The following is a 21214-nucleotide window of genomic DNA, read 5'->3' as shown; positions in this document are numbered from 1 at the left end:
AGAAATAACAATTACAACTATTTAAGATTTCTTTTTTATTGTCTTACCATAAAACATTTGTATTTTTGTTTTCGATTTTTAATAAACGAACTTCAATAATATAATATGAATTCATACGATGTAGCCGTTATTGGCTCGGGTCCAGGAGGCTATGTGGCAGCCATTCGTTGCGCACAATTGGGCATGAAAACTGCCATTATAGAAAAATACAACACACTTGGTGGCACTTGCTTAAACGTGGGCTGTATTCCAAGTAAAGCACTTTTAGATTCTTCACATCATTACGAAGATGCCATCAAGCATTTTGAAGAACACGGTATTGAAATTCCTGGAGATATTAAAGTAAATCTTGAAAAAATGATTGCCCGTAAACAAGCTGTGGTAGACCAAACGACAGGAGGTATTGATTTTTTAATGAAGAAGAACAATATTGACGTGTATCAAGGCTTAGGAAGTTTTAAAGATGCCACCCATATTACCATTTCAGGTGATGAAACTCTTGTAATTGAAGCTAAAAACACCATTATAGCTACAGGAAGCAAGCCATCAAGTTTACCGTTTATCAATATTGATAAAGAGCGTATTATAACATCTACCGAAGCATTGAAACTTAAAGAGATACCAAAACATTTAATCATTATTGGTGGTGGTGTTATTGGTTTGGAATTGGGTCAGGTTTACAAACGTTTAGGTGCCGAGATATCGGTTATTGAGTTTATGGATCGTATCATTCCAACGATGGATTCTGGTCTTTCAAAAGAGCTTAATAAAGTATTGAAAAAACAAAAATTCAATATTAATATATCCCATAAAGTGAAATCTGTAGAGCGTGTTGGTGATGAAATTATTGTAAAGGCGGATAATAAAAAAGGGGAAGAAATTGAATTTAGAGGTGATTACTGCTTAGTATCTGTAGGACGCCGTCCGTATACCGATGGATTGAATGCTGAAGCTGCCGGAGTGAAATTAACCGATAGGGGCCAAATAGAAGTGAACGACCATTTACAAACAAGTGCTTCCAACATTTACGCCATTGGAGATGTGGTAAAAGGGGCGATGTTAGCGCATAAAGCTGAAGAAGAAGGCGTATTTGTTGCCGAAACATTGGCAGGACAAAAACCACATATCGATTATAACTTAATTCCGGGTGTTGTTTATACATGGCCAGAAGTTGCTGCGGTTGGTAAAACCGAAGAGCAATTAAAAGAAGCTGGTGTTGAATACAAAACAGGGTCTTTCCCAATGCGTGCTTTAGGTAGAAGTAGAGCCAGTATGGATTTAGATGGTTTTGTTAAGATTTTAGCAGACAAGAAAACCGATGAAATTTTAGGCGTACACATGATTGGTGCCCGTGCTGCCGATATGATTGCGGAAGCTGTGGTTGCTATGGAATTTAGAGCATCTGCTGAAGATGTATCTCGTATGAGCCATGCACATCCAACATTTACCGAAGCTATCAAAGAAGCAGCTTTAGCGGCTACTGACGATAGAGCATTGCATATTTAAGCAAAATTCCTGCGAAGGCAGGAATCTCTTTATAACAAAAAGCGAACCCATTGAGGTTCGCTTTTTTGTTTTCTCTAATACCGTTCCAACCGTTCCAAAACCTCTTTTTTGTAACTTCTGCTAATCGTTAAGGCTTTATGGTTAATGACCACATGTTCATTAGTAAAGGAATTGATATGTGCAATTGAAATGATATAGGAGCGATGGATTCTTAAAAATTGATTGTTTGGAAGTTTAGCCTCAATGGCACTAATCGTTTCCCGTGTAACTATAACTTCGTTTTTTAAGTGAATTTTAATGTAATCACTAAAACTCTCAATGTAAATAATAGCTTCAAAATCTATTTTAATCATGCGTCTGTCTGAACGGACAAACATAAAACTACTGGATTCTAAAGGTTTTTCATCAGTTGTTTTAGGTTGATGATATACTTCAAAATAGGTGTTTATGCTTTGTAACAAACGTTCAAAAGAAATGGGTTTTAATAAATAATCAACTGCTTGAAGCTCAAAACCCTCCACGGCATAATCGCGATAGGCCGTTGTGAATATGATTTTAATGTTTTTATTAATAGACCTAGCTAATGAAATTCCAGAAATATCGGGCATATTAATGTCTAAAAATAGCAAATCAATAGTATGGGTACGAATGATATTGAAAGCTTCCATGGCATTGCTACAGCTTTTCACAATGGTAACATTTTCAATCTTTGAAATATGGGTTGCTATAACGTCCCTTGCAATAGCTTCATCATCAACAATTAAGCAGGATATGTTTTTTTGGTTTTGCAATTAGCTATGTTTTAGTGTCAGTGTTACTTTAAAAAGATCTTCTTTGTTGTCAACTTTTAGAATGTAATGGTCTTTGTATAGAAGGTCTAATCGTTTTTGAATATTTTGCAATCCGATGCCTTTATTTGGTGTTTCACTTTTTGAGCTTGTATTTTCTATTGAAAAATGTATGTTTTCCTTAGTACAGGAGATATCAATTTTAATGGTTAAAATACTGTTTTTTAATCTACCGTGCTTAAAGCTGTTTTCAACAAATGTTAATAATAGCATAGGTGCAATTTTTACTCGATAATCGAGATTTGAATGCTCCGGGGTTTGCTTCGAATTTTCAATGTTCTTCCTATAAATGCCTCGTGGGCTTGCCCCGAGGTCGTTGACTGATTCAATACTATTATGACAATTAAAACTAACAAAAAGAGTGTTGTTGAATCGCATTTTTTCTAATTCAATATAGTCTTTAATATGATTTATTTCATCTGTTAAAAGCACAAAGGGTTTATCAATTTGATAGAGTAAATAATCCAGTAAATTGGATAGTTTTAATATCATTTCAGGAGTTTCGTCAGCTTTTCTTAAAGCAAAGCCATACATTGTATTTAAGGTGTTAAATAAAAAATGGGGATGAATTTGCATTTTAAGGTAGTTCAGCTCTTGCTCTTTAAGTTTTAATTGGGCTTCTAAAATTTTGGTTTCTAACTTTTTGGTTTTTTCGGCGTGGTTTAAATTCAGTTTTAATAACTTAAAGGCACTAACAATAATAATTACTAGATACACGGCAGTGCCAACAAACAATAAGTTTCTGCTGATGGGTGCCATATTTGCATATTGAAAATTAGATAGATAAATCAATCCATAAAAAACAGAAATTACAATAAGATAGGCAGAAATTATAAAGGTATATATGCTGTATAATCCAAAACGAAAATATCGTTTTGTTATAAGGTATTCGGGGATTATTTTATAAATTAAAACATAGGTCGTTGTAATGGTAATGGGCATTAAAAATAAGGAGAATGATAAGATATAATTAAAGTTGGTACTATTAAAACCAAAAAAGTAAGTGTAAAACAACAAAACACCACACCAAAATAATATATGTAGCAATAACTGACCTATTTTTTTTATAATGAATTGTCTTTTTAACATCTTTACCAAATATCAATACAATGATAGCATATTTTTATAGCTATTTTGTTTTTTGTAGACGAATAACCAATTTAGCAATTGTTTTAACAAGATGTTATTTAAATCGCTAAATTGGTCATCTGTCGCATTTTAATTTGAGTCAAACATTTACATTTTAAGTTTGTAGCATGTTTAATTTAAATCAAATAATTATGAATATGTTAGTAATCAGTACTCAGAATTCTTCAATTGGTGATGAATTAGCCAAGAGGTTTAACGAAGGTGGCCCATTTTTTATGGCCCTTATTTTAATTTCCTTATTGCTGTCCATTTTCTTTTTAATTAGGGCAACCCTGCGTTTAAATAAAGATGAGATGACGTTTAAAAAAATGATTTCTTTGGTATCAGACATGAGTCTGTTAGGATTAGTGCTAGGAATTTTAGCATCCATAATGGGTATGATAGAGGCTTTTGATACTGTTGATGGGACAGGTGATGTTTCTAAGATGGCAGGAGGTTTAAAAGTCACCTTTTTAACGATGCTGTTTGGTACGGTTACGTTTATTATTTCTAGAATTGGAATTGTTATATTGAAAGGGCTTCAGAAAAGTTCATAGTGTTTGTATTTTTCAAACTAACCCTCAATCTTCTTAACCGTACTTCTTCTTAATAAAAGCAAGGGTAACGAAATGCCGGCAGTTATCGAAATCAATATAAAAAACATGGTAAATCCGTTAGAGAAAATAGCATCTATAAGCGCTATTCTTTTAACAGTATCTTTTTCTATAAAAATAAAATTCATAACAGATAAAACGGTTTCATAAGCAAAATAACCAGGAATCATAGGTATTACAGGTGGAACACAAAAAACCACCGGTGGATGGTGTATTTTATGCGCAGTTGGGATACTAACAATAGCAACAAAAAATACCGCAATGAAAGTGGCCAATACAATGTGCACGTCAAATTTTAAGAGTGTGAATTTTATTAAACCAGCGAAAAAGCCTAAAACAAAAACAGTCACAATAGTTCCTTTTGGAATGTTGAAAAGTATTCCGAACCCTAATGCAGCCACTCCAGACCAAACAGCAACTTCTAATAATTTTATTATAATGTCCATCATAATTAGTTGAATTGAAAAATGAGCATGGTTATAAATAAGCCCAGTGCAATAGCCAAAACCGTCATAAGCCCTGTTGTAAAGCGTACCATGCCATTTATTATGTTATTGTCTAATAAATCGGTGAATGAATTAATTAAAGCGACACCGGGTACCAAGTACAAAATAGAAGTAGCTAAAGCTGTTTGGGGGTTTGCGCCAATATTGTAAACAATGCCAACACCTGCACATAAAGAAGCTATAAATGAGCCAAAAAATATACGGATATATACATTGAACTTTTCCTTATGGGTCAGCTGAAAAACAAGTAAGCCAATAAATGTGCTAATAAAAGCCACAAGCATATTCAAATAATCGCCTTTAAAAATATTGCAAAACCCGGCACCGGCTAAACTTACAGCTATAAGGACCGTTAGTTTCGAATATCTTTTTTGGTTTTTTATTTTTTCAATGTCATTGGAAATTTGTTCGAGAGTCCAATTTTCGTTTACTGCGCTCCAACTGGCTTTACTAATGGCTGAAATTACAGAAAAATTGATGGCATACGGTGGAATATTCTTTACTCTCGTACAGCTTTGGGTTGAATCTTCCTCATATAAAGTCATAATAATACTTTTGTGACTTATAAAGCAGGAGGTTTTAAAATTTAGACCAGCAGCAAATCTATTAATGCTCAAATTGACTCGTATGGTATTAGCCCCAGAAACCATAAGGAGTGATGCTATTTCTAAAAGTAAGTTTGTGGTTTTTATTAATTCTTTTGAAGCATCCATTTTTTTATAATATTTATTTTAATACATGACAAAAATCCAAATATATATCAATTAACAATTAACAAAAACCAACTAAAACCATAAAAATGGACACAATGGCAAAAGGAGCAAATTCATGTGCTGGGCTTAGACAGTTTTTCCATAATAGATCGCCATACCAACTGGTAGTATGGTTTATTTGAAGGTACAAAGTGATTGTCTTCGCCAATATTTTCTATAAGTTTTTTAAAGGCATCGAGCGTAACAAATTTTAAAGCTTCAACCTCTTCTTCTTGAATTGTTAATTTTGAAAGTGGTACGGTGATTTTGGCTATAAAGGTATTGTGGAATTCATTGTCTACAATTCCATTTTCATACGATTGAAAACATTTAAAAATACCAATAGGGTGTAAATCACTTTCTGAAATTGCGATGCCAATTTCTTCTTCAGCTTCTCTAATAGCACTTTGTTTTGGGGTTTCACCTGCATCAATATGTCCTGCAACCGATACGTCCCACATAAGCGGACAAATACTTTTTTTTGCTGAACGTTGAGATAATAGCACTTCGCCATCCTTGGTGTAAAACCAAACATGCGCCGTATGGTGGAAATACCCTTTTTGGTGAATTACCGATTTCAATTCCGATTTTCCCGTAGGATTTCCGTGTTCGTCAACAATGTCTATGTATTCGTCCATGAAATTTTAGAAAAAGTTTTTTGTCATGAAAGAGATTCCCGCTTTCGCGGGAATGGTAAGTATTATTTGAAATAACTAAAAGTCTCACCATCTTTAATATTAAGCAAGCTTTCGTATATAAGTTTTATAACGTTTTCGACATCTTCTCTGTGTACCATTTCAACCGTGGTGTGCATGTAACGTAATGGCAATGAAATGAGGGCAGAAGCGACACCTCCATTGCTGTATGCAAAGGCATCGGTATCGGTGCCTGTGGCACGTGATAAAGCGTTGCGCTGAAACGGTATTTTTTTAGCATCGGCAGTATCTGTAATTAAGTCGCGAAGCTTTTGTTGTACCGCAGGGGCATAAGCAATTACCGGACCTTTACCCATTTCTAAATCGCCTTGTGTTTTCTTCTCGATCATAGGCGTGGTGGTATCGTGCGTTACGTCCGTAACAATCGCCACATTTGGTTTGATGGTTTGTGTAATCATTTCGGCACCACGTAAACCAATTTCTTCTTGTACAGCATTTACGATGTACAATCCAAACGGTAAGGTTTTCTTATTTTCTTTTAATAAACGTGCTACTTCGGCAATCATAAAACCACCCATGCGGTTATCTAGTGCACGACACACAAATTTATCACCGTTTAAAATATGGAACTCATCTGGATAAGTAATAACACAACCCACATGAACCCCCAATTTTTCTACATCTTCTTTGGTTTTGCAACCACAATCAATAAAAATGTTATCTAGTTTTGGGGCTTCTTCTTTAGATTTATCACGTGTGTGGATTGCTGGCCATCCAAAAACACCTTTTACAATACCGTTTTTCGTATGTATGTTTACAACCTTACTTGGTGCTATTTGGTGATCACTTCCACCATTTCTAATCACATAAATCAATCCGTTATCTGAAATGTAATTTACGTACCAAGAAATTTCATCGGCATGCCCTTCAATAACTACTTTGTATTTAGCTTTTGGATTTATTACGCCCACAGCGGTTCCGTAGGTATCGGTAATAAACTCATCTACATAGGGTTTTAAATAATCCATCCACAGTTTTTGCCCTGTCCATTCGTAACCTGTAGGCGCTGCATTGTTTAAATATGACTCTAAAAAGTCCATAGACTTTTTGTTTAAAATGCTTTTCATCGTATTGAATTAAAATTTCCGACTAAATTAATAATATAAATACAAAAAAAATGTTTTAAACATTGTAATTTGTTAATTTTGGAAGATTATTTGCTCCAAAAGTTTTATGAAGAATTTTATAATATTTCTATTTTTACTTTGCCCTGTTTTTTTCTTTGCTCAAGTTAAGGATGAGGAAGAGGATACGTTGGAATATGAATATATGTTTATTGAAGGCGATTCGGTACCTCAAACTATCATAAACCTAAATCCTATTTACATACTTGGCGATTTAAAATTCCCTAGTAGGGAAGACCGCATTAAGTATTTGATTTTACGCAGAAAAACACTGAAAGTATATCCATATGCCAAATTAGCTTCCGAAAGGTTGGATTCTTTGAACTCACGATTGGAATCAATGAAAAAAGCGAGTGATAAGCGTCGTTACACTAAAATAATTCAAAAGTATATTGAAGGTGAGTTTTCAGATGAATTAAAAAAACTAACACGCACCGAAGGGCAAATATTGGTAAAATTAATACACAGACAAACCGGAAAAACAACCTTTGGATTAGTTAAGGAACTCCGTAGTGGGTGGCGTGCCTTTTGGTACAATACCACCGCAAGTATGTTCGATATTTCACTAAAAAAACCTTTCGATCCCAAAAATGTTTATGAAGATTATCTTATTGAAGATATTCTCCAACGAAGTTTTAAAAGCGGATTGCTGGTTCGACAAAAAGCAGCAGAAGAATATAATTTTTACGATTTAACAGATATCTGGCTGGACAAACAGAAAAAAAAGTAAGGAAGTGTCGGTTTATAAGCAAACACCACTACAGGAACGATTAAATGCCATTTCACATGCCATAGGTGCTATTTTTGGTGTTTTAGGATTGACCTCACTTATTATTTTTAATAGCAATAAAACCGGTTGGAGCCTTTTTAGTGTTATTGTTTACGGGATTTCTATTATTACTTTGTTTACGGCGTCAACATTATACCATTCGGTAAAAGACGAGGTTAAAAAACATTACTTCCGAATTATAGACCATATTAGTATTTACTTTCTTATTGCCGGAACTTACACGCCTGTATTGCTCATCACATTACACCAAAGTTTAGGGTGGACATTGTTTTATACCGTTTGGGGAATCGCCGCTTTTGGAATTGTTTTAAAACTATTTTTTACGGGTAGGTTTGAAATATTCTCAACCTTGTTATATTTGGTAATGGGTTGGCTTATTGTGTTTGATTTCACCAATCTTTCAAAGTTAATGGATAGCAATGGTGTACTGCTTTTGTTTTTTGGAGGGTTGGCATATACCGTGGGTATCATCTTTTATGCTATTAAAAAAATACCTTATAACCATGTTATCTGGCATTTATTTGTACTTGCAGGTGCGGTGCTTCACTTTTTTATGATATTCTTTTATGTCATTTAATCTAAAGAATTCCTTGGGCTTCCGTTTCTACCTCGCCTTGAAGAGAGGGCAAAACTGTCAAGCACTTTTTTGCAAGACATCCATCATTAATTATTCATTATTAATTGTTAACTATTCATCACTAATGTATGATAAAAATTATTCCAGCAACCAAGAGCATTGATTTTGATTGTATTTCAAAGTTGGCCCATATTATTTGGTATGAGCATTATGTGTCTATTATTAGTTTGGAACAGATCGACTATATGCTCAATAAATACAATTCTGTTCAGGCTTTAGAAGATCAAGTTAATCAAGGTTTTTTGTTCTTTTATATCACTTATAATGACAGTCCAGTTGGTTATGTCGGTGTTAAAAAAGAAAGCGATTATTTATTTCTGAGCAAACTTTACGTTTTAAGTAACTATCGCGGAAAGAAAATAGGAAAAGCGGCGATGCAACATGTTATTGAATTAGCACATTTTTTTAAATTACAAAAAGTAAAACTAAACGTGAATAAGTATAACACAAATTCGATGCTTGCTTATGAAAAAATGGGTTTTATAAAAACCAAAGAAGTGGTTACGGATATTGGTAATGGCTTTATAATGGATGATTATGAAATGGAGAAACAATTATGAATTAAGGATTAATGAATTAAGAATTGACGATTCATCCGACCCAACACCCAACACCCAACACCCATCAACCATCAACCCTCAATCACCTCTCTATATTCCTCAAAAAAGGCTTCAAATAAGTGCATTTTTTCATTGAAAAATACCATCACATCACGCCAGGTATTTTTATTATGAATGGACACTTTTTGTTCTAAAGGCACATAAATTCTAGAAATTTCTTTTTCGTTGTCAAGTATATATGCTTCTTCAAAAATGGCTTCAGGTAAAAAATCATCTAAAAGAATCGATTTTAAAGCCACCAGTTTCTCCCAGTATTTAATACGAAATTCCAAATCGTCTTCCAAATCAAGAGCTACTAACGCTATTTTCGTATCAAAATGAAATTTAAAACTAAACCCTTTTAATTTGGTGTCATACAAAATCCATTTCCTTGGAAACGATTTTCCAAAGCTCGTCCAAAATTCCTGTCGTAATAATCTAGATTCTTCTTTGCTAAACACTGTTTGGAGTTAAAAAGTTATAAGGTTATAAGGTTAAAAAGTTATGAGTTCAGAGTTCACAGTTGTGTGTTAAAATGTGAATTTTGTCTACAACGTACAATTGTCTATTGTCTATTGTCTAAATCAAAAAAGCCACCCCAACACCTACAACAATAGATATAAACTTCGATAAATTAAATTTATGCCCGTCGCCACTTTCAAATAAAATGGTGGTAGAAATATGAAAAAAGATACCAATAACAAAGGCATTAATTATCTGTGAATAATCGGCAAGAGCTTCCCATGTATTGCCTATAAAAGTGCCTAAAGGGGTCATAAATGCAAAAACCAATAAAAACCCAGCAATTTGTGTTTTGCTGTAATGTGATTGTATTAAGAACATTGAAATCAGTGCAGCAATAGGAACTTTATGCACCAAAATGCCATAAACCATATCGTTGTGGTCGTGAATAGAAAAACCTTCTAAAAAGCTATGTATACACAAACTTATGAACAATGACCATGGAAACGCTGTTCCGTGTTTGTGGATGTGCACATGTCCGTGTTCGGCACCTTTAGAGAATAGTTCCAATACAATTTGCAGCATAATACCGCACATGATAAACAACCCAGAACGTTTGGCGTCTAAGTGTCCATACACTTCAGGGAGCAATTCAAAAAGCGTTAACGCCAATAAAAACGAACCACTAAAAGAAAGTAGCAGTTTGGTATTCCAGGATTTTTGATTTTTGGTAATGATTGCTAAAATAAAGCCAAAAATTACAGCCAGTATAGGAAAAAGAAATTTATTCATTAAAATCAACCTACTTAAAATTTAATTAATACGATGAAGTGGTTTAAACTTTTTTCAATTGGCTAAAAAAATGCCCTTTTTGTCCCATTCTTTGTCTTTTTTTTACTTCGTAGCACTGCTATGCATTTCAAAAAAGCCTTCATATGGAACAAAAATCATCATTTTTCGCTTCAATCAAAAAAGTTTAAATCACTTCTATTTAAAAATCATTACCAAACGTTCCGATGTTTTCGCATTAAACTTACGCAATTTATGATCACCAAAAACATCCAATAAATAAACACCAGCTTGCTCAAAAAGAGCTTCAAAATCGGCTAAAGTAAACGCTCTAACACGTTCCTGAAAATTATAATCCTCGCCATTGGCATTAAAACTAATATCTTTTACAATATGGCCGTCTTCCACATAGCGTTTTAGGTTAAAATCAATGCCTTCAACCGTTTTTACTTCTTCGGGCACTAAATTATCAATAACAAATTCACTATTCATAAAATCAATGACCCCGAAACCAACGGCGTTTAAATCGGCTTTAATCGCTTTTATGGTGTTTAAATTGTCTTCATCTTTATCAAAATACCCAAAACTGGTAAACAAATTAAAAATAGCATCAAAAGGTCTGTTGAAAGGTTTGCACATATCATGAACCTCAAAATGCAAGGTGTCGTTTTCAAATTGTTTGGCGTAGTTAATGCTGTTTTCGCTCAAATCGGCACCCGTAACATCAAATCCCAAAGAGTTTAAGTACACCGCATGCCGTCCGCGGCCACAAGCCAAATCCAATATTTTTCCACCTTCCGGAATATTCAAATACCCCGTAAGCGTATCCATAAAATGTTGCGCCTCGGTATCGTCTCTATCTTTGTATAAAATATGGTAAAATGGTGTATCAAACCAAGAGGTAAACCATGTACTTGTGTCTTTATTCATAGGTACTTCCTGCGAAGGCAGGAATCTTTTTAATCTTTTTTGGAGGTTACCCCAAAAAGGGGTCAGGCTTTTTGCTATATCTTTCTGCGAAGCAGCCTTAACCTAAATTTTAATAAACATCGTGTTTGCCGCAAAATTACATTATTTTTGCAATCTATTCGAGATAAAAAATGGAAGAAAATTTTAATATGTTAGCCAAAACGTTATTTGGTTTTGAAGATTTATTGGCAAACGAACTGACGCAACTAGGTGCGCAAGATGTTAAAACAGGGGTGCGGAGTGTGTCTTTTTCGGGTGATAAAGGGTTTATGTACAAAGCCAATTTAGGGTTGCGTACCGCCATAAAAATATTAAAACCCATTAATACGTTTACCGTAAATAACGAACAGGATTTATATAACAAACTCTACCAAATGCCTTGGGAACAATATGTAAAACCCACAGGCACCATTGCTGTAGATGCGACTATCCACTCCGAATTATTTACAAATTCGTTATACATCGCACAAAAAACCAAAGACGCCATTGTAGATAAATTTCGCGATACCACAGGCGAACGCCCTAATGTCGATTTAAAATTTCCCGACCTAAAAGTCAATGTGCATGTAGACAGACACCAGTGTACCATTTCGTTAGATTCATCGGGCGATTCCCTACATAAACGCGGTTATAAATTAGCGACCAATATAGCGCCCATAAACGAAGTACTGGCAGCAGGATTGATTATGTTATCGGGTTGGGATGGTCAAACCGATTTTATGGATCCCATGTGCGGATCGGGTACCATGCTTATTGAAGCAGCCATGATAGCCTGCAACATCCCCCCAAACCTCATGCGTAAAGAATTTGCTTTTGAACGTTGGAATGATTGGGATGTCGATTTATTTGAAAAAATTGAAGCATCGCTACTTGGTAAAACCCGCGATTTTCATCATAAAATAGTAGGTTACGATAAAGCACCAAGTGCGGTAGCCAAAGCCATTGAAAACGTAAAAAATGCCCAATTGGATGATTTTATAGAAGTAAAACACGAAGACTTCTTTAAAACCCAAAAAGGCGGTGATGCCAAATTACACATGGTATTTAACCCACCGTATGGCGAGCGTTTAAATATAGATATGCAGGAGTTTTACAAAAGCATAGGCGATACCCTAAAACAGAATTACCCTAATACCGATGCTTGGTTTATAACCAGCAACCTCGATGCATTAAAACATGTAGGGTTAAGACCTTCACGTAAAATACATTTGTTTAATGCCAAACTGGAAGCACGTTTGGTTAAATACGAAATGTATGCGGGGAGTAAAAAGGGGAAGTATATGAAGTAGATTTTTTTTTTGAGTTAGGTTTATCGGTCTAGTAGGATAATCGACTAAGAACCAGTTCGGTCAACAGGGCGTTCATGTCCGGTTGTATCGACCACACGAACGCTTAGTTATTGGCAACTGTTTTTATTTAATTCGTTCCGAGTAATATCCGAGCGTTTTCGTGATTCGGAAAATTTTAAAAAATTGTCAATTTGGTCAATCCAATCACTCTCAGTTGTGCATTCCGCGACATTTTTTATTATTGCGATTTTCATAAAGGTATGGGTTAAAACTCCTTTTGTGATTTTGAGTGACCTTAATTCTTCTGGCAGAATATCAAGAGTACAAAATAGAGAGAAACACAAATTATACAATTCTTTATAATCGACAGAGATTGGTAATTTCGAATTCAGATAATTATAAAGCTTTTCAACACTTTCTATTTCAACTTTGTCTGTCAATTTTGGTTTTTTTAAATTGTTGCCAACAACCATGTAACCACAATAAATAGGAATACAATTGTAGTTATATTGTTTATATGTTCACGAATATAATAAAAATCCACCTACAAAAACAAAAGACATTTTAAAAATGTAGGCATTACAGCAGTCTTGTTTCAGGCTTGTTCGCCCTTTGTTCGGACAAATTCCTATCTAACAAAAATCTAAGCTATTGATTTTATACCATATTATCGGCTTTTTCTTTCCTCTTTTAATTTTTAGTCGTACATTTGGACTGCGAACTTTATCAAATTATCATGGTGCAAATACAACACAAACGGTTAAAAAAGAAAGCCTTGGAGAGGCAGACGGGTGCAAGTCCCGAGACCTATTCAAAGCACCGCTTTGATAAAGTTCGCAGTGACCTCTCCTCTTTTTATTCACTTAATCCATTATATTATGCGAACTTCAAATGGTCAAAGTGTTTGCCTGAATGGTAATTTGGTAAGCACAACGGTTGATGCCCGACACGTATCAAAAATTCAAAAATCTTTATTGCCTTCACAGGCTGAATTTCTGGACTCCATTATGTTTCATGGTGTTTCTGGATTCTCCAAATCCTTGAAGTTAATTCATGATTTAGCACTTTATCATTCGGATGTCCCTTTCGATGAAGATGAAAAGTCCGCTCTTTTTGATTTAAAAATCTTGTGGGAAGGCTTTGAGCGGATTGGGCAAGAATCTTAAAATTCAGGGAGGGTTGCGTGTTGGCAGTCCTCCCATTATTTTGTTCCAAGAAGTTTAGTCAAAACCGCAGTTACTTTTTTAAGCACTTCTTCAACTTGACTTTTTGAGTAACTATTTTATACCTCTATTTAGTTGTGCAACAGCTACCGGTGTTATACAACGTTTTTCATTTTTTCCGTTTTCTGTTTTTAAGTTGCCATAGCATACTACTCCCCACGAAAAGGTATAAGGTAATCCCTAAAATTGAATCAAAGTCTATATCTATAAATCCAAGCAATACCAGTCCAAGAATACCTATTCCGCTTATTAAATGAATCGGTGCGATATATTTCCAAATGTCTTTGTTGTAAATCCAATGTTCAATATTTCCGCCAGTATAATGTCCAGGGTCATACATTTTATCATTCCATTCGTTATGACCAACTAAGTAACCTTCGGATTCGGGATCTAAATCAGATTCCACAATTTCCAGTTTTTCAATTATTGGTATTGCTGTGTCCAAATCACCTTCATGAACCAATACCTGAAAAGGAAGTGTTTCATTGGGTTCATCTTTTATAATAGAATTAAGTCCGTTTTCCCTCAATTTTTGAGAAACGAACAATGCATCAGAGCCAAATTTATATGATGAAGCGATTACCATTTTCAAATGTTTTACAACAACCATATAACCACAACAAATAGCAATTCAATTGTAGTTATATTGTTTATATGCTCACGAATATAATAAAAATCCACCTACAAAAAACAAAAGACATTTTAAAACAGCAGGTATTCTTGTAGTCTTGTTTCAGGCTTATTCGCCCTTTGTTCGGGCAAACGTTGCTATGCGAAATTTTAAGCTTCGCATTATATCATAACATAAAACAAAAAGCTGTAATTAGTTTTACTTAAATACAGCTTGTGTTTATTTTATTGAAATTACTTTTATTATTTACTATGCTTTGAATTCACTGACTTAGAAGGGCTGGGGTTCATGTTGGGTCGTACCGACCACACAAACGCTAGTTATTACCAGTAGTTTTTACTTAAAAAGTATATTTTCCGATAACTCTTTGAATTCAGGTAAATTTATTTCATGTTCAGAATATGAAATACCTTGCATTGCTATCGCATTCAAAGATTCTTTATTAAGAATTACTACTTGATATAAAAGAGCATATTCAGCTTTCATATATCCATAAATTTCTCTTCTAATTGCTTTATAACCGTTTAAATTTTCAAAAGATACATTTTTCTCATCAGTTTTATAAAATCCATTTTGTAGCATACCTTGTAGGAAGCTTTCTGCAATTGTTTCTGCATTCGTTGTTTTATCAATTGTGAAGCTATTAATTGTAAACATTGGTTCCTTAACATATGCATCTTTTACTTTTCCGTTTTCAGAAAAAAGAAAAATATTTGAATTATATTTTGCGAATTTAAACTTTGAATTATTAGGAGTAACTTTAAAAAGAGCAAAATCTAATGGATCAATTTTAATTTTTTTATCATATTTTAATGAAAATAGTGCTTTTTTTAAATCTTTTTCTGTTTTTAAATCTTTACTATGATATAGTGCCATGACCATATCAGAAAAAGTTGAATCACCAAAAACTATATTAATTGTTTTTTCATTTTCGTTAGCTTGTAATAGAAAATATTTTGCGTCATAATTGTCAATTTTTAAATCTTTATTTTCTAATACTTTTATTCCTTTACTTTCAAAAATTTCTTTTGATACTGTATTAGAATTGTTGAAATGATTTCCTCCTATTAAATCGAAAAATTGAACCATTGAGTTTTTGTCCTTTTCAATACCGATTGAGCCAGAAGTTAGTTTAAAGCCTGCAGGCATATCAATTAGAATTCTGCTTCCTGGGATATTAGTATATTCTGATTTGTCTACTTTATTTTTACATGAAGTAAGGTTAATCAAAATTAATAATGTATAAATTATTTTTAGGTTCATTTTTTAATTACTGGTAACAACCATATAACCACAACAAATAGCAATCCAATTGTAATTATATTATATATATGTTCACGAATATAATAAAAAACCACCTACAAAAAAACAAAAGGCATTTTAAAAAAGTAGGTATTATTACTGTCTTATTTTATGCTTATTCGCCCTTTGTTCGGGCGAACGTTAAACTTCGCATTATATCATAACACAAAACAAAAGGCTGTAATTAGTTTTATTTAAATACAGCTTGTGTTTATTTTATTGAAATTGCTTTTATTATTTACTATGCTTTGAAGTTACTGATTACGAAGAGCTGGTGTCGTTTTTATTCTTTTCGTTTATAATGTACCTGTGTCAATCCTGTATCAAATGTTTTTATTGTCACAAATTCAAGTAGTTGTTCAGGTCGTCCGTCTTTAAATAATCTTGTTCCATTACCTAACAATACTGGAACGACTGAAATAATAAACTCATCAATCAAGTCATTTTTTAATAGCTCATTAATTATTTCTGCACCACCATCACAATATATATTTTTTCCGTTTTCAGATTTTAGTTGTTTCACCAAATCGGTCAAGTTATCCGTGTAAAAAGTTGTTCTTCCAACATTTGGTCTTTGGGTTTTTGTAATAACATAAACATCCCTTTGTCCATTGTCGTAATGAGATGAACCGATTTCTTTAAGCACATAATCATAGGTTTTTCTACCAACAATCAAAGTGTCAATTGTATCCGTAAATTCTCCATAGCCATAGTCTTCGCCTTCTTTTTCTACGAGTTTTAAGAAACTTAAGTCGTCATTAGGTTTTGCAATGTAGCCGTCTAAACTTGTGGCAATAAAGAGTGATATTTTTCGCATCTGTTTTAAATTTTAATGTTTTTTCAAAATTACTTTTAAACAACCATTTGCACTTTGTATAAATGCGACATTTTAAAGTAGCGATGGTGAAAGCCCTGTATTTCGCTTGATTTCATTAGTAAGATGCGAATGGTCATAATAGCCGCACTCAAATGCAATATCTAATAAACTGCGATTTTCACTTGAGTTTTTAATTATGCTCAAAGCATTTTGAAAGCGAATAATGTTTGAATATTCTTTTGGTGGAATTCCTATTTGTGATTTAAAATGTCGTTCTAACTGCCGCACAGTTGTATAATTCCGCTTTGAAAGTTCGGAAATACTCAATTGCCCATTTGAAGAATGTATATCACTGATTATAGATTGTAGTCGGTTCTTTTTGCTTTTTATTCTGTCTGTAAAATATAGATTTAGATAATTGGAATGGTTTGCTAGTATTTTGTCAATATTAAACGAATTGGATTTTTCAAATTCAATAGTATTATTTGTCAGTTCATCTTGGGCTACATAATTATAGAAATTTGCAAAAGTTGCAGGTTTGAGGCAAACTCCTAATAAATGTGTGTTGCTGTCAATAAAACTATCTTTAAAAGAAGTCATTGCACCAACTATATAGGTTTTCCCAAATTCCATAGATACAGAACCATTGTCCGTCAAACAGGTTTCTCCCAAGTTCATTACTAAGCCGGCACAGCCATCTGGAAAATTTCGCTCCCATTGTCTGTCGAATTCTTCTCCTTTCAGTTCCCAATAGGAATGAATAAAGGGTTCTAGTTCTTTGTATGGTTTTATTTCTATGTATTCCATCAATTTCGTGATGTTGTTTTTATAATGACAGCCAACAACCATATAACCACAATAAATAGGAATACAATTGTAGTTATATTGTTTATATGTTCACGAATATAATAAAAATCCACGTTGCTGTGTAAAGTTCCTTACAGCCTAGGTTACGAACTTCACACAGCAGGCCTTTAAAGCAAGCATTAGGGGATTGCTTCATGCCTCGTAACGACTTTGTTAACTACAAATTCAAAAGATAGTATGTTAAAACACCAGCTAAATATCCAATAACGGCTAACCAACTAATCTTTTTCAAATACCATAGAAAGTCTATTTTTAAAATGCCCATAATGGCAACTCCTGCTGCCGACCCAATAATTAAGGTGCTACCTCCGGTACCTGCACAAAACGCTAAAAGTTCCCAGAATTCATGGTCTTGAGGATATAGTGATAAAGGATACATACCCATGGCACCAGCTACAAGTGGCACATTATCTACAATAGAAGACATGAAACCTATAATGATGTTGATGATATAAATATTTCCAAAGGTGTCGCTTAGTAATTTGGCAACTTCTGCTAAATGGCCTCCGGTTTGTAAACTAGCTACAGCCAATAAAATACCTAAAAAGAAGAGTACGCTTGGGGTATCTATTTTTCTAACAACATGTGCAACCGATAAATTATGACGGTGTTCTGTGGTTTTGTTTTTGTGAATAATTTCGGTTACAACCCACAAAACACCCAAACTTAAAAGGATTCCCATAAAAGGAGGTAAGTGTGTAAGTGTTTTAAAAACGGGAACGAATAAAAGGCCAGCTACACCTAACCAAAGTATTAATGAAGCTTCAAACGAACTTGTAATTGGTGCATGTGTACCTTCATAGCCCAAACTAGCTGTTTTTGTAATGGTTCCTTTTTTTATAAAAGATAATACTATAAGTGGCACGATTAAGCAAATAATACTTGGCAATAATACTTCTTTAATGATGTTAATAGCGGTTACTTGACCTCCAATCCATAGCATAATGGTAGTGACATCACCAATTGGCGACCATGCTCCTCCGGCGTTTGCCGCAATAACTACAATACCGCCAAAAAACCAAATATCTTCTTTATCCTTCATTAGTTTTTTAAGCAGCGTAGCCATAACGATGGTGGTCGTTAGGTTATCTAATACAGACGATAAAACAAAAGTAACACAACCAATAATCCATAATAATTTTATACGGTTGGTTGTTTTGATTTTTTCAGTGATAATATGAAAACCACCATGGGTGTCGATTAACTCAACGATGGTCATAGCACCTAATAAGAAAAATAGAATTTGGGATATTTCACCTAAATGATGCAAAATAGATTCATCAATAAAATGAGGTTCTGGTGTGGTTTGAAAAATAGAGTCTTGCCCTAAAACAAGAATAACCCAGCAAAGAACACCCGTAAGAATTGCAGATGCCGCTTTGTCTATTTTAAAAGGGTGTTCGAAGGCTATAAAAATATAGCCAATTATAAAGGTAATAGCTAGAAGAATATACATGGTTCAATTTGGTTTAGTGAATAAAAGTTGATGATTGGTTTTCTTTTTTATAACGCTTTGTTGTTTTGTAAAAGCGCCGACTAATGTAGTATATATTTTGTATCGAATTGATTTTCTGAAAAAGATTTTTTATAGAAATAATGGATATCATAAACGGTTGTTTTTTTCTGTTAATTTACTAGTTAACAGATAACATTTTTGGCTTTTATGTTTCTTGGGAGAGTAGATTGCTGCTTGTGTTTTTTAAATGTAAATTTGGACTCTTTCGCATAAAATCATGTGTACATAAGTTATTAATGCACTTTTATATTAAAAATTGAACATTTTATACCCCCTTTTTTGCTGAATTGGTTACGTTAACAATTAATTAATATGTCGATATTTGAACAATTAGTTTTAAAAATGTAATTTTGACACTTATTATGTGTAATTATCAACAAAAGCTTTTCAAGCGCTCATAAAATTGGACTTTTATTAATGAAGAAAAATAAATTGATTTTATCTTTAAAAAATTATTTGCTATTAGCTTTGTGCAGCATGTGTTTGGTGGCGTGTACCAAAAACATATCATACACATCTGTAGGTAATGGATGGGGTAGCAATTCCGTAAACACGGTGAAATTTAGAAAAAATGCACTGACTACTTATAAAGACTTTCAATTTACTGCATATTACAATCAAGAAGGCTCTTTGATTTTAGGAAAGCGGCACATTAAATCCTCCAACTGGACTACATTAAAAACCCCCTATAAAGGAAATATAAAAGATGCCCATAATAGTATTAGTATCGCTATTGATGGTTCAGGGTATTTACATGTAAGTTGGGACCACCATAACACCAAACTAAGGTATGCTATAAGTAAAGAACCTTTAGGGTTAGAACTCGGTGAGGAAATGCTTATGACGGGCTTTCAGGAAGATAAAGTAACCTACCCGGAATTTTATAATCTGCCAAACGGAAATTTGGTTTTTTTCTATAGGTCTGGTGAATCTGGAAGAGGCAATCTGGTGATTAATTCCTATGATATTAGCACTAAAAAGTGGTCGCAATTACAAAGCAATCTTATTGACGGTGAAGATAAACGAAGCGCTTATTGGCAAGCATGTGTAGATGCCAATGGCGTTATCCATATATCTTGGGTTTGGAGAGAAACTTGGGGCGTAGAAACCAATCACGATTTATGCTATGCGCTCTCTAAAGATGGTGGCAAAACTTGGGAAAAATCTACCGGGGAAGTTTACAAATTACCAATCACGTTAGCCTCAGCTGAAATGGCTTGGAAAATCCCTCAAAACAGCAATCTCATCAATCAAACAGCTATGAGTACCGATAGCAATGGCAATCCCTATATCGTTACTTACTTCAACGAAGGAATGATTCCGCAATACCAAATGGTTTATTTAAAAAATAATAAATGGAAGAAGGTTAATGCAGGTTTTAGAAAAACGCCGTTTTCATTAGGTGGCGGTGGCACAAAAAAGATTCCTATCGCACGTCCGGATATTTTAATTGAGGATACTAAAAACCAAACATTGGTGTCCATACTTTTTAGAGATGAAGAAAGAGGCAATAAAGTGTCTTTGGCTTATTCTTTTTTAAATGATGAATTGCCCTGGAAGGTGGTTGATTTAAGTGAGCAGGGTGTAGGGCAGTGGGAACCCAATTACGATATCGCCCTATGGAAAAACAAAAAAGAACTCCATGTTTTTTTACAAAACGTCACTCAAATAGATGGGGAAGGTGTGGCTGAAAAGAAAGCTTCAGAAATAAAGATTTTAACGGTGAAAAACCTCAAAAGATTCATTGATTAGCCTCATAATAAATTAATACCAACTATAAACCAATAAAGAAAACTATGAAATCGCTATAATTAGGAAACATAATTGATAATCATCGAACACCAATGAAAATAAAATTTGTGAGATAAACACCAATGAAGATTAATGCGGTACCATATCCTGAATTCAGAATTATGAGCCAAGCCAAGGGCAATGTCATTAGGTTAAGAGGAAGATGTCAGGAGCCTTTCGTAAGCTACGCTTTTATCTTCAAATAAAAATATATTTTCATTTTCGATAATGCTCAAGATAAACTAAAGTCGAAACCCTTGTCAAGCATCAAACAAATAAACGAATAAACAGTTAAACATAACCCTTAGAACCCAGTATGAGGTTCCCCCTTCGGGGGT

Annotated in this window: 22 protein-coding genes; 8 read left to right on the top strand and 14 right to left on the bottom strand. The window is 33.8% G+C overall.

The genetic code is table 11. From position 1 onward, the window contains the following. Positions 1-105: 105 nt before the first annotated feature. A complete protein-coding gene (gene lpdA / locus CJ739_RS19610) occupies positions 106-1506 on the top strand; it encodes a dihydrolipoyl dehydrogenase (RefSeq protein WP_117178430.1) in 1401 nt (466 codons plus the stop codon). A gap of 74 nt (positions 1507-1580) precedes the next feature. Here the strand turns inward: lpdA and CJ739_RS19605 are convergent, their stop codons facing one another. Together CJ739_RS19605 and CJ739_RS19600 are read right to left on the bottom strand one after the other, a co-directional pair. After that, positions 1581-2297, bottom strand: coding sequence for a LytR/AlgR family response regulator transcription factor (locus CJ739_RS19605; protein ID WP_117178428.1), 717 nt, complete (start codon positions 2295-2297; stop codon positions 1581-1583). Further along, positions 2298-3401, bottom strand: coding sequence for a sensor histidine kinase (locus CJ739_RS19600; RefSeq protein ID WP_236951564.1), 1104 nt, complete (start codon positions 3399-3401; stop codon positions 2298-2300). It lies immediately after the preceding gene. A gap of 233 nt (positions 3402-3634) precedes the next feature. On the opposite strand from CJ739_RS19600, the gene CJ739_RS19595 reads away from it, so the two are divergent. Continuing rightward, positions 3635-4039 (top strand): MotA/TolQ/ExbB proton channel family protein, encoded by a 405-nt coding sequence (locus CJ739_RS19595; RefSeq protein WP_117179157.1) that lies wholly within the window; start codon positions 3635-3637, stop codon positions 4037-4039. A gap of 17 nt (positions 4040-4056) precedes the next feature. Here the strand turns inward: CJ739_RS19595 and CJ739_RS19590 are convergent, their stop codons facing one another. The 4 genes from CJ739_RS19590 to CJ739_RS19575 all read right to left on the bottom strand — a co-directional run bounded on the left by CJ739_RS19590 (position 4057) and on the right by CJ739_RS19575 (position 7137). Next, positions 4057-4545 (bottom strand): threonine/serine exporter family protein, encoded by a 489-nt coding sequence (locus CJ739_RS19590; protein WP_117178424.1) that lies wholly within the window; start codon positions 4543-4545, stop codon positions 4057-4059. Positions 4546-4547: 2 nt separating this feature from the next. After that, positions 4548-5315, bottom strand: a complete 768-nt coding sequence (locus tag CJ739_RS19585) for a threonine/serine exporter family protein (protein ID WP_117178422.1) — start codon at positions 5313-5315, stop codon at positions 4548-4550. A gap of 113 nt (positions 5316-5428) precedes the next feature. Continuing rightward, positions 5429-5992, bottom strand: a complete 564-nt coding sequence (locus tag CJ739_RS19580) for an NUDIX hydrolase (protein ID WP_117178420.1) — start codon at positions 5990-5992, stop codon at positions 5429-5431. A 62-nt stretch (positions 5993-6054) separates the two neighbouring features. Continuing rightward, complete coding sequence (locus tag CJ739_RS19575) at positions 6055-7137, bottom strand: M42 family metallopeptidase (protein ID WP_236951563.1); 1083 nt, start codon at positions 7135-7137, stop codon at positions 6055-6057. A gap of 106 nt (positions 7138-7243) precedes the next feature. On the opposite strand from CJ739_RS19575, the gene CJ739_RS19570 reads away from it, so the two are divergent. From CJ739_RS19570 to CJ739_RS19560, 3 genes are all read left to right on the top strand, one after another. Beyond that, the gene (locus CJ739_RS19570; RefSeq protein WP_117178418.1) at positions 7244-7924 is read left to right on the top strand and encodes a DUF4294 domain-containing protein; all 681 of its coding nucleotides are present in this window, start codon (positions 7244-7246) and stop codon (positions 7922-7924) included. Positions 7925-7928: 4 nt separating this feature from the next. Beyond that, positions 7929-8561 (top strand): PAQR family membrane homeostasis protein TrhA, encoded by a 633-nt coding sequence (gene trhA, locus CJ739_RS19565; protein ID WP_117178416.1) that lies wholly within the window; start codon positions 7929-7931, stop codon positions 8559-8561. Between the two features lie 128 nt (positions 8562-8689). Continuing rightward, complete coding sequence (locus tag CJ739_RS19560; protein WP_117178414.1) at positions 8690-9181, top strand: GNAT family N-acetyltransferase; 492 nt, start codon at positions 8690-8692, stop codon at positions 9179-9181. 71 nt (positions 9182-9252) lie between these two features. Here CJ739_RS19560 and CJ739_RS19555 read toward each other — a convergent pair whose 3' ends face one another. The 3 genes from CJ739_RS19555 to CJ739_RS19545 all read right to left on the bottom strand — a co-directional run bounded on the left by CJ739_RS19555 (position 9253) and on the right by CJ739_RS19545 (position 11401). Further along, positions 9253-9681 (bottom strand): DUF4268 domain-containing protein, encoded by a 429-nt coding sequence (locus CJ739_RS19555; protein WP_117178412.1) that lies wholly within the window; start codon positions 9679-9681, stop codon positions 9253-9255. Between the two features lie 118 nt (positions 9682-9799). Further along, positions 9800-10474 carry a ZIP family metal transporter gene (locus CJ739_RS19550; protein WP_117178409.1) on the bottom strand — a complete coding sequence of 225 codons (675 nt, stop codon included), beginning with the start codon at positions 10472-10474 and terminating at the stop codon, positions 9800-9802. Between the two features lie 195 nt (positions 10475-10669). Continuing rightward, a complete protein-coding gene (locus CJ739_RS19545) occupies positions 10670-11401 on the bottom strand; it encodes a class I SAM-dependent methyltransferase (protein WP_205419381.1) in 732 nt (243 codons plus the stop codon). 170 nt (positions 11402-11571) lie between these two features. Here CJ739_RS19545 and CJ739_RS19540 point away from each other — a divergent pair, with 170 nt between their 5' ends. Together CJ739_RS19540 and CJ739_RS19530 are read left to right on the top strand one after the other, a co-directional pair. Beyond that, positions 11572-12729 (top strand): THUMP domain-containing class I SAM-dependent RNA methyltransferase, encoded by a 1158-nt coding sequence (locus tag CJ739_RS19540; protein WP_117178405.1) that lies wholly within the window; start codon positions 11572-11574, stop codon positions 12727-12729. Between the two features lie 878 nt (positions 12730-13607). Beyond that, positions 13608-13895: a hypothetical protein gene (locus CJ739_RS19530; RefSeq protein ID WP_117178401.1), complete on the top strand. Its 288-nt coding sequence runs from the start codon at positions 13608-13610 to the stop codon at positions 13893-13895. Positions 13896-14061: 166 nt separating this feature from the next. Here the strand turns inward: CJ739_RS19530 and CJ739_RS19525 are convergent, their stop codons facing one another. The 5 genes from CJ739_RS19525 to nhaD all read right to left on the bottom strand — a co-directional run bounded on the left by CJ739_RS19525 (position 14062) and on the right by nhaD (position 19025). Continuing rightward, the gene (locus CJ739_RS19525) at positions 14062-14538 is read right to left on the bottom strand and encodes a hypothetical protein (RefSeq protein ID WP_162880276.1); all 477 of its coding nucleotides are present in this window, start codon (positions 14536-14538) and stop codon (positions 14062-14064) included. A gap of 381 nt (positions 14539-14919) precedes the next feature. Continuing rightward, the gene (locus CJ739_RS19520; protein ID WP_117178397.1) at positions 14920-15846 is read right to left on the bottom strand and encodes a hypothetical protein; all 927 of its coding nucleotides are present in this window, start codon (positions 15844-15846) and stop codon (positions 14920-14922) included. Positions 15847-16168: 322 nt separating this feature from the next. After that, on the bottom strand, positions 16169-16702 hold the full coding sequence (locus CJ739_RS19515) for a dihydrofolate reductase family protein (RefSeq protein ID WP_117178395.1): 534 nt from the start codon (positions 16700-16702) through the stop codon (positions 16169-16171). 72 nt (positions 16703-16774) lie between these two features. Continuing rightward, complete coding sequence (locus CJ739_RS19510) at positions 16775-17509, bottom strand: helix-turn-helix transcriptional regulator (RefSeq protein WP_117179153.1); 735 nt, start codon at positions 17507-17509, stop codon at positions 16775-16777. Between the two features lie 217 nt (positions 17510-17726). After that, positions 17727-19025, bottom strand: a complete 1299-nt coding sequence (gene nhaD, locus CJ739_RS19505; protein WP_117178393.1) for a sodium:proton antiporter NhaD — start codon at positions 19023-19025, stop codon at positions 17727-17729. A gap of 477 nt (positions 19026-19502) precedes the next feature. Here nhaD and CJ739_RS19500 point away from each other — a divergent pair, with 477 nt between their 5' ends. Next, positions 19503-20837, top strand: coding sequence for a BNR repeat-containing protein (locus CJ739_RS19500; protein WP_117178391.1), 1335 nt, complete (start codon positions 19503-19505; stop codon positions 20835-20837). Positions 20838-21214 lie beyond the last annotated feature (377 nt).

The organism is Mariniflexile sp. TRM1-10, assembly GCF_003425985.1.
Classification (GTDB): domain Bacteria; phylum Bacteroidota; class Bacteroidia; order Flavobacteriales; family Flavobacteriaceae; genus Mariniflexile.
Note: the sequence above shows the minus strand (reverse complement) of the source record. Positions and strands in the feature narration are given on the sequence as shown.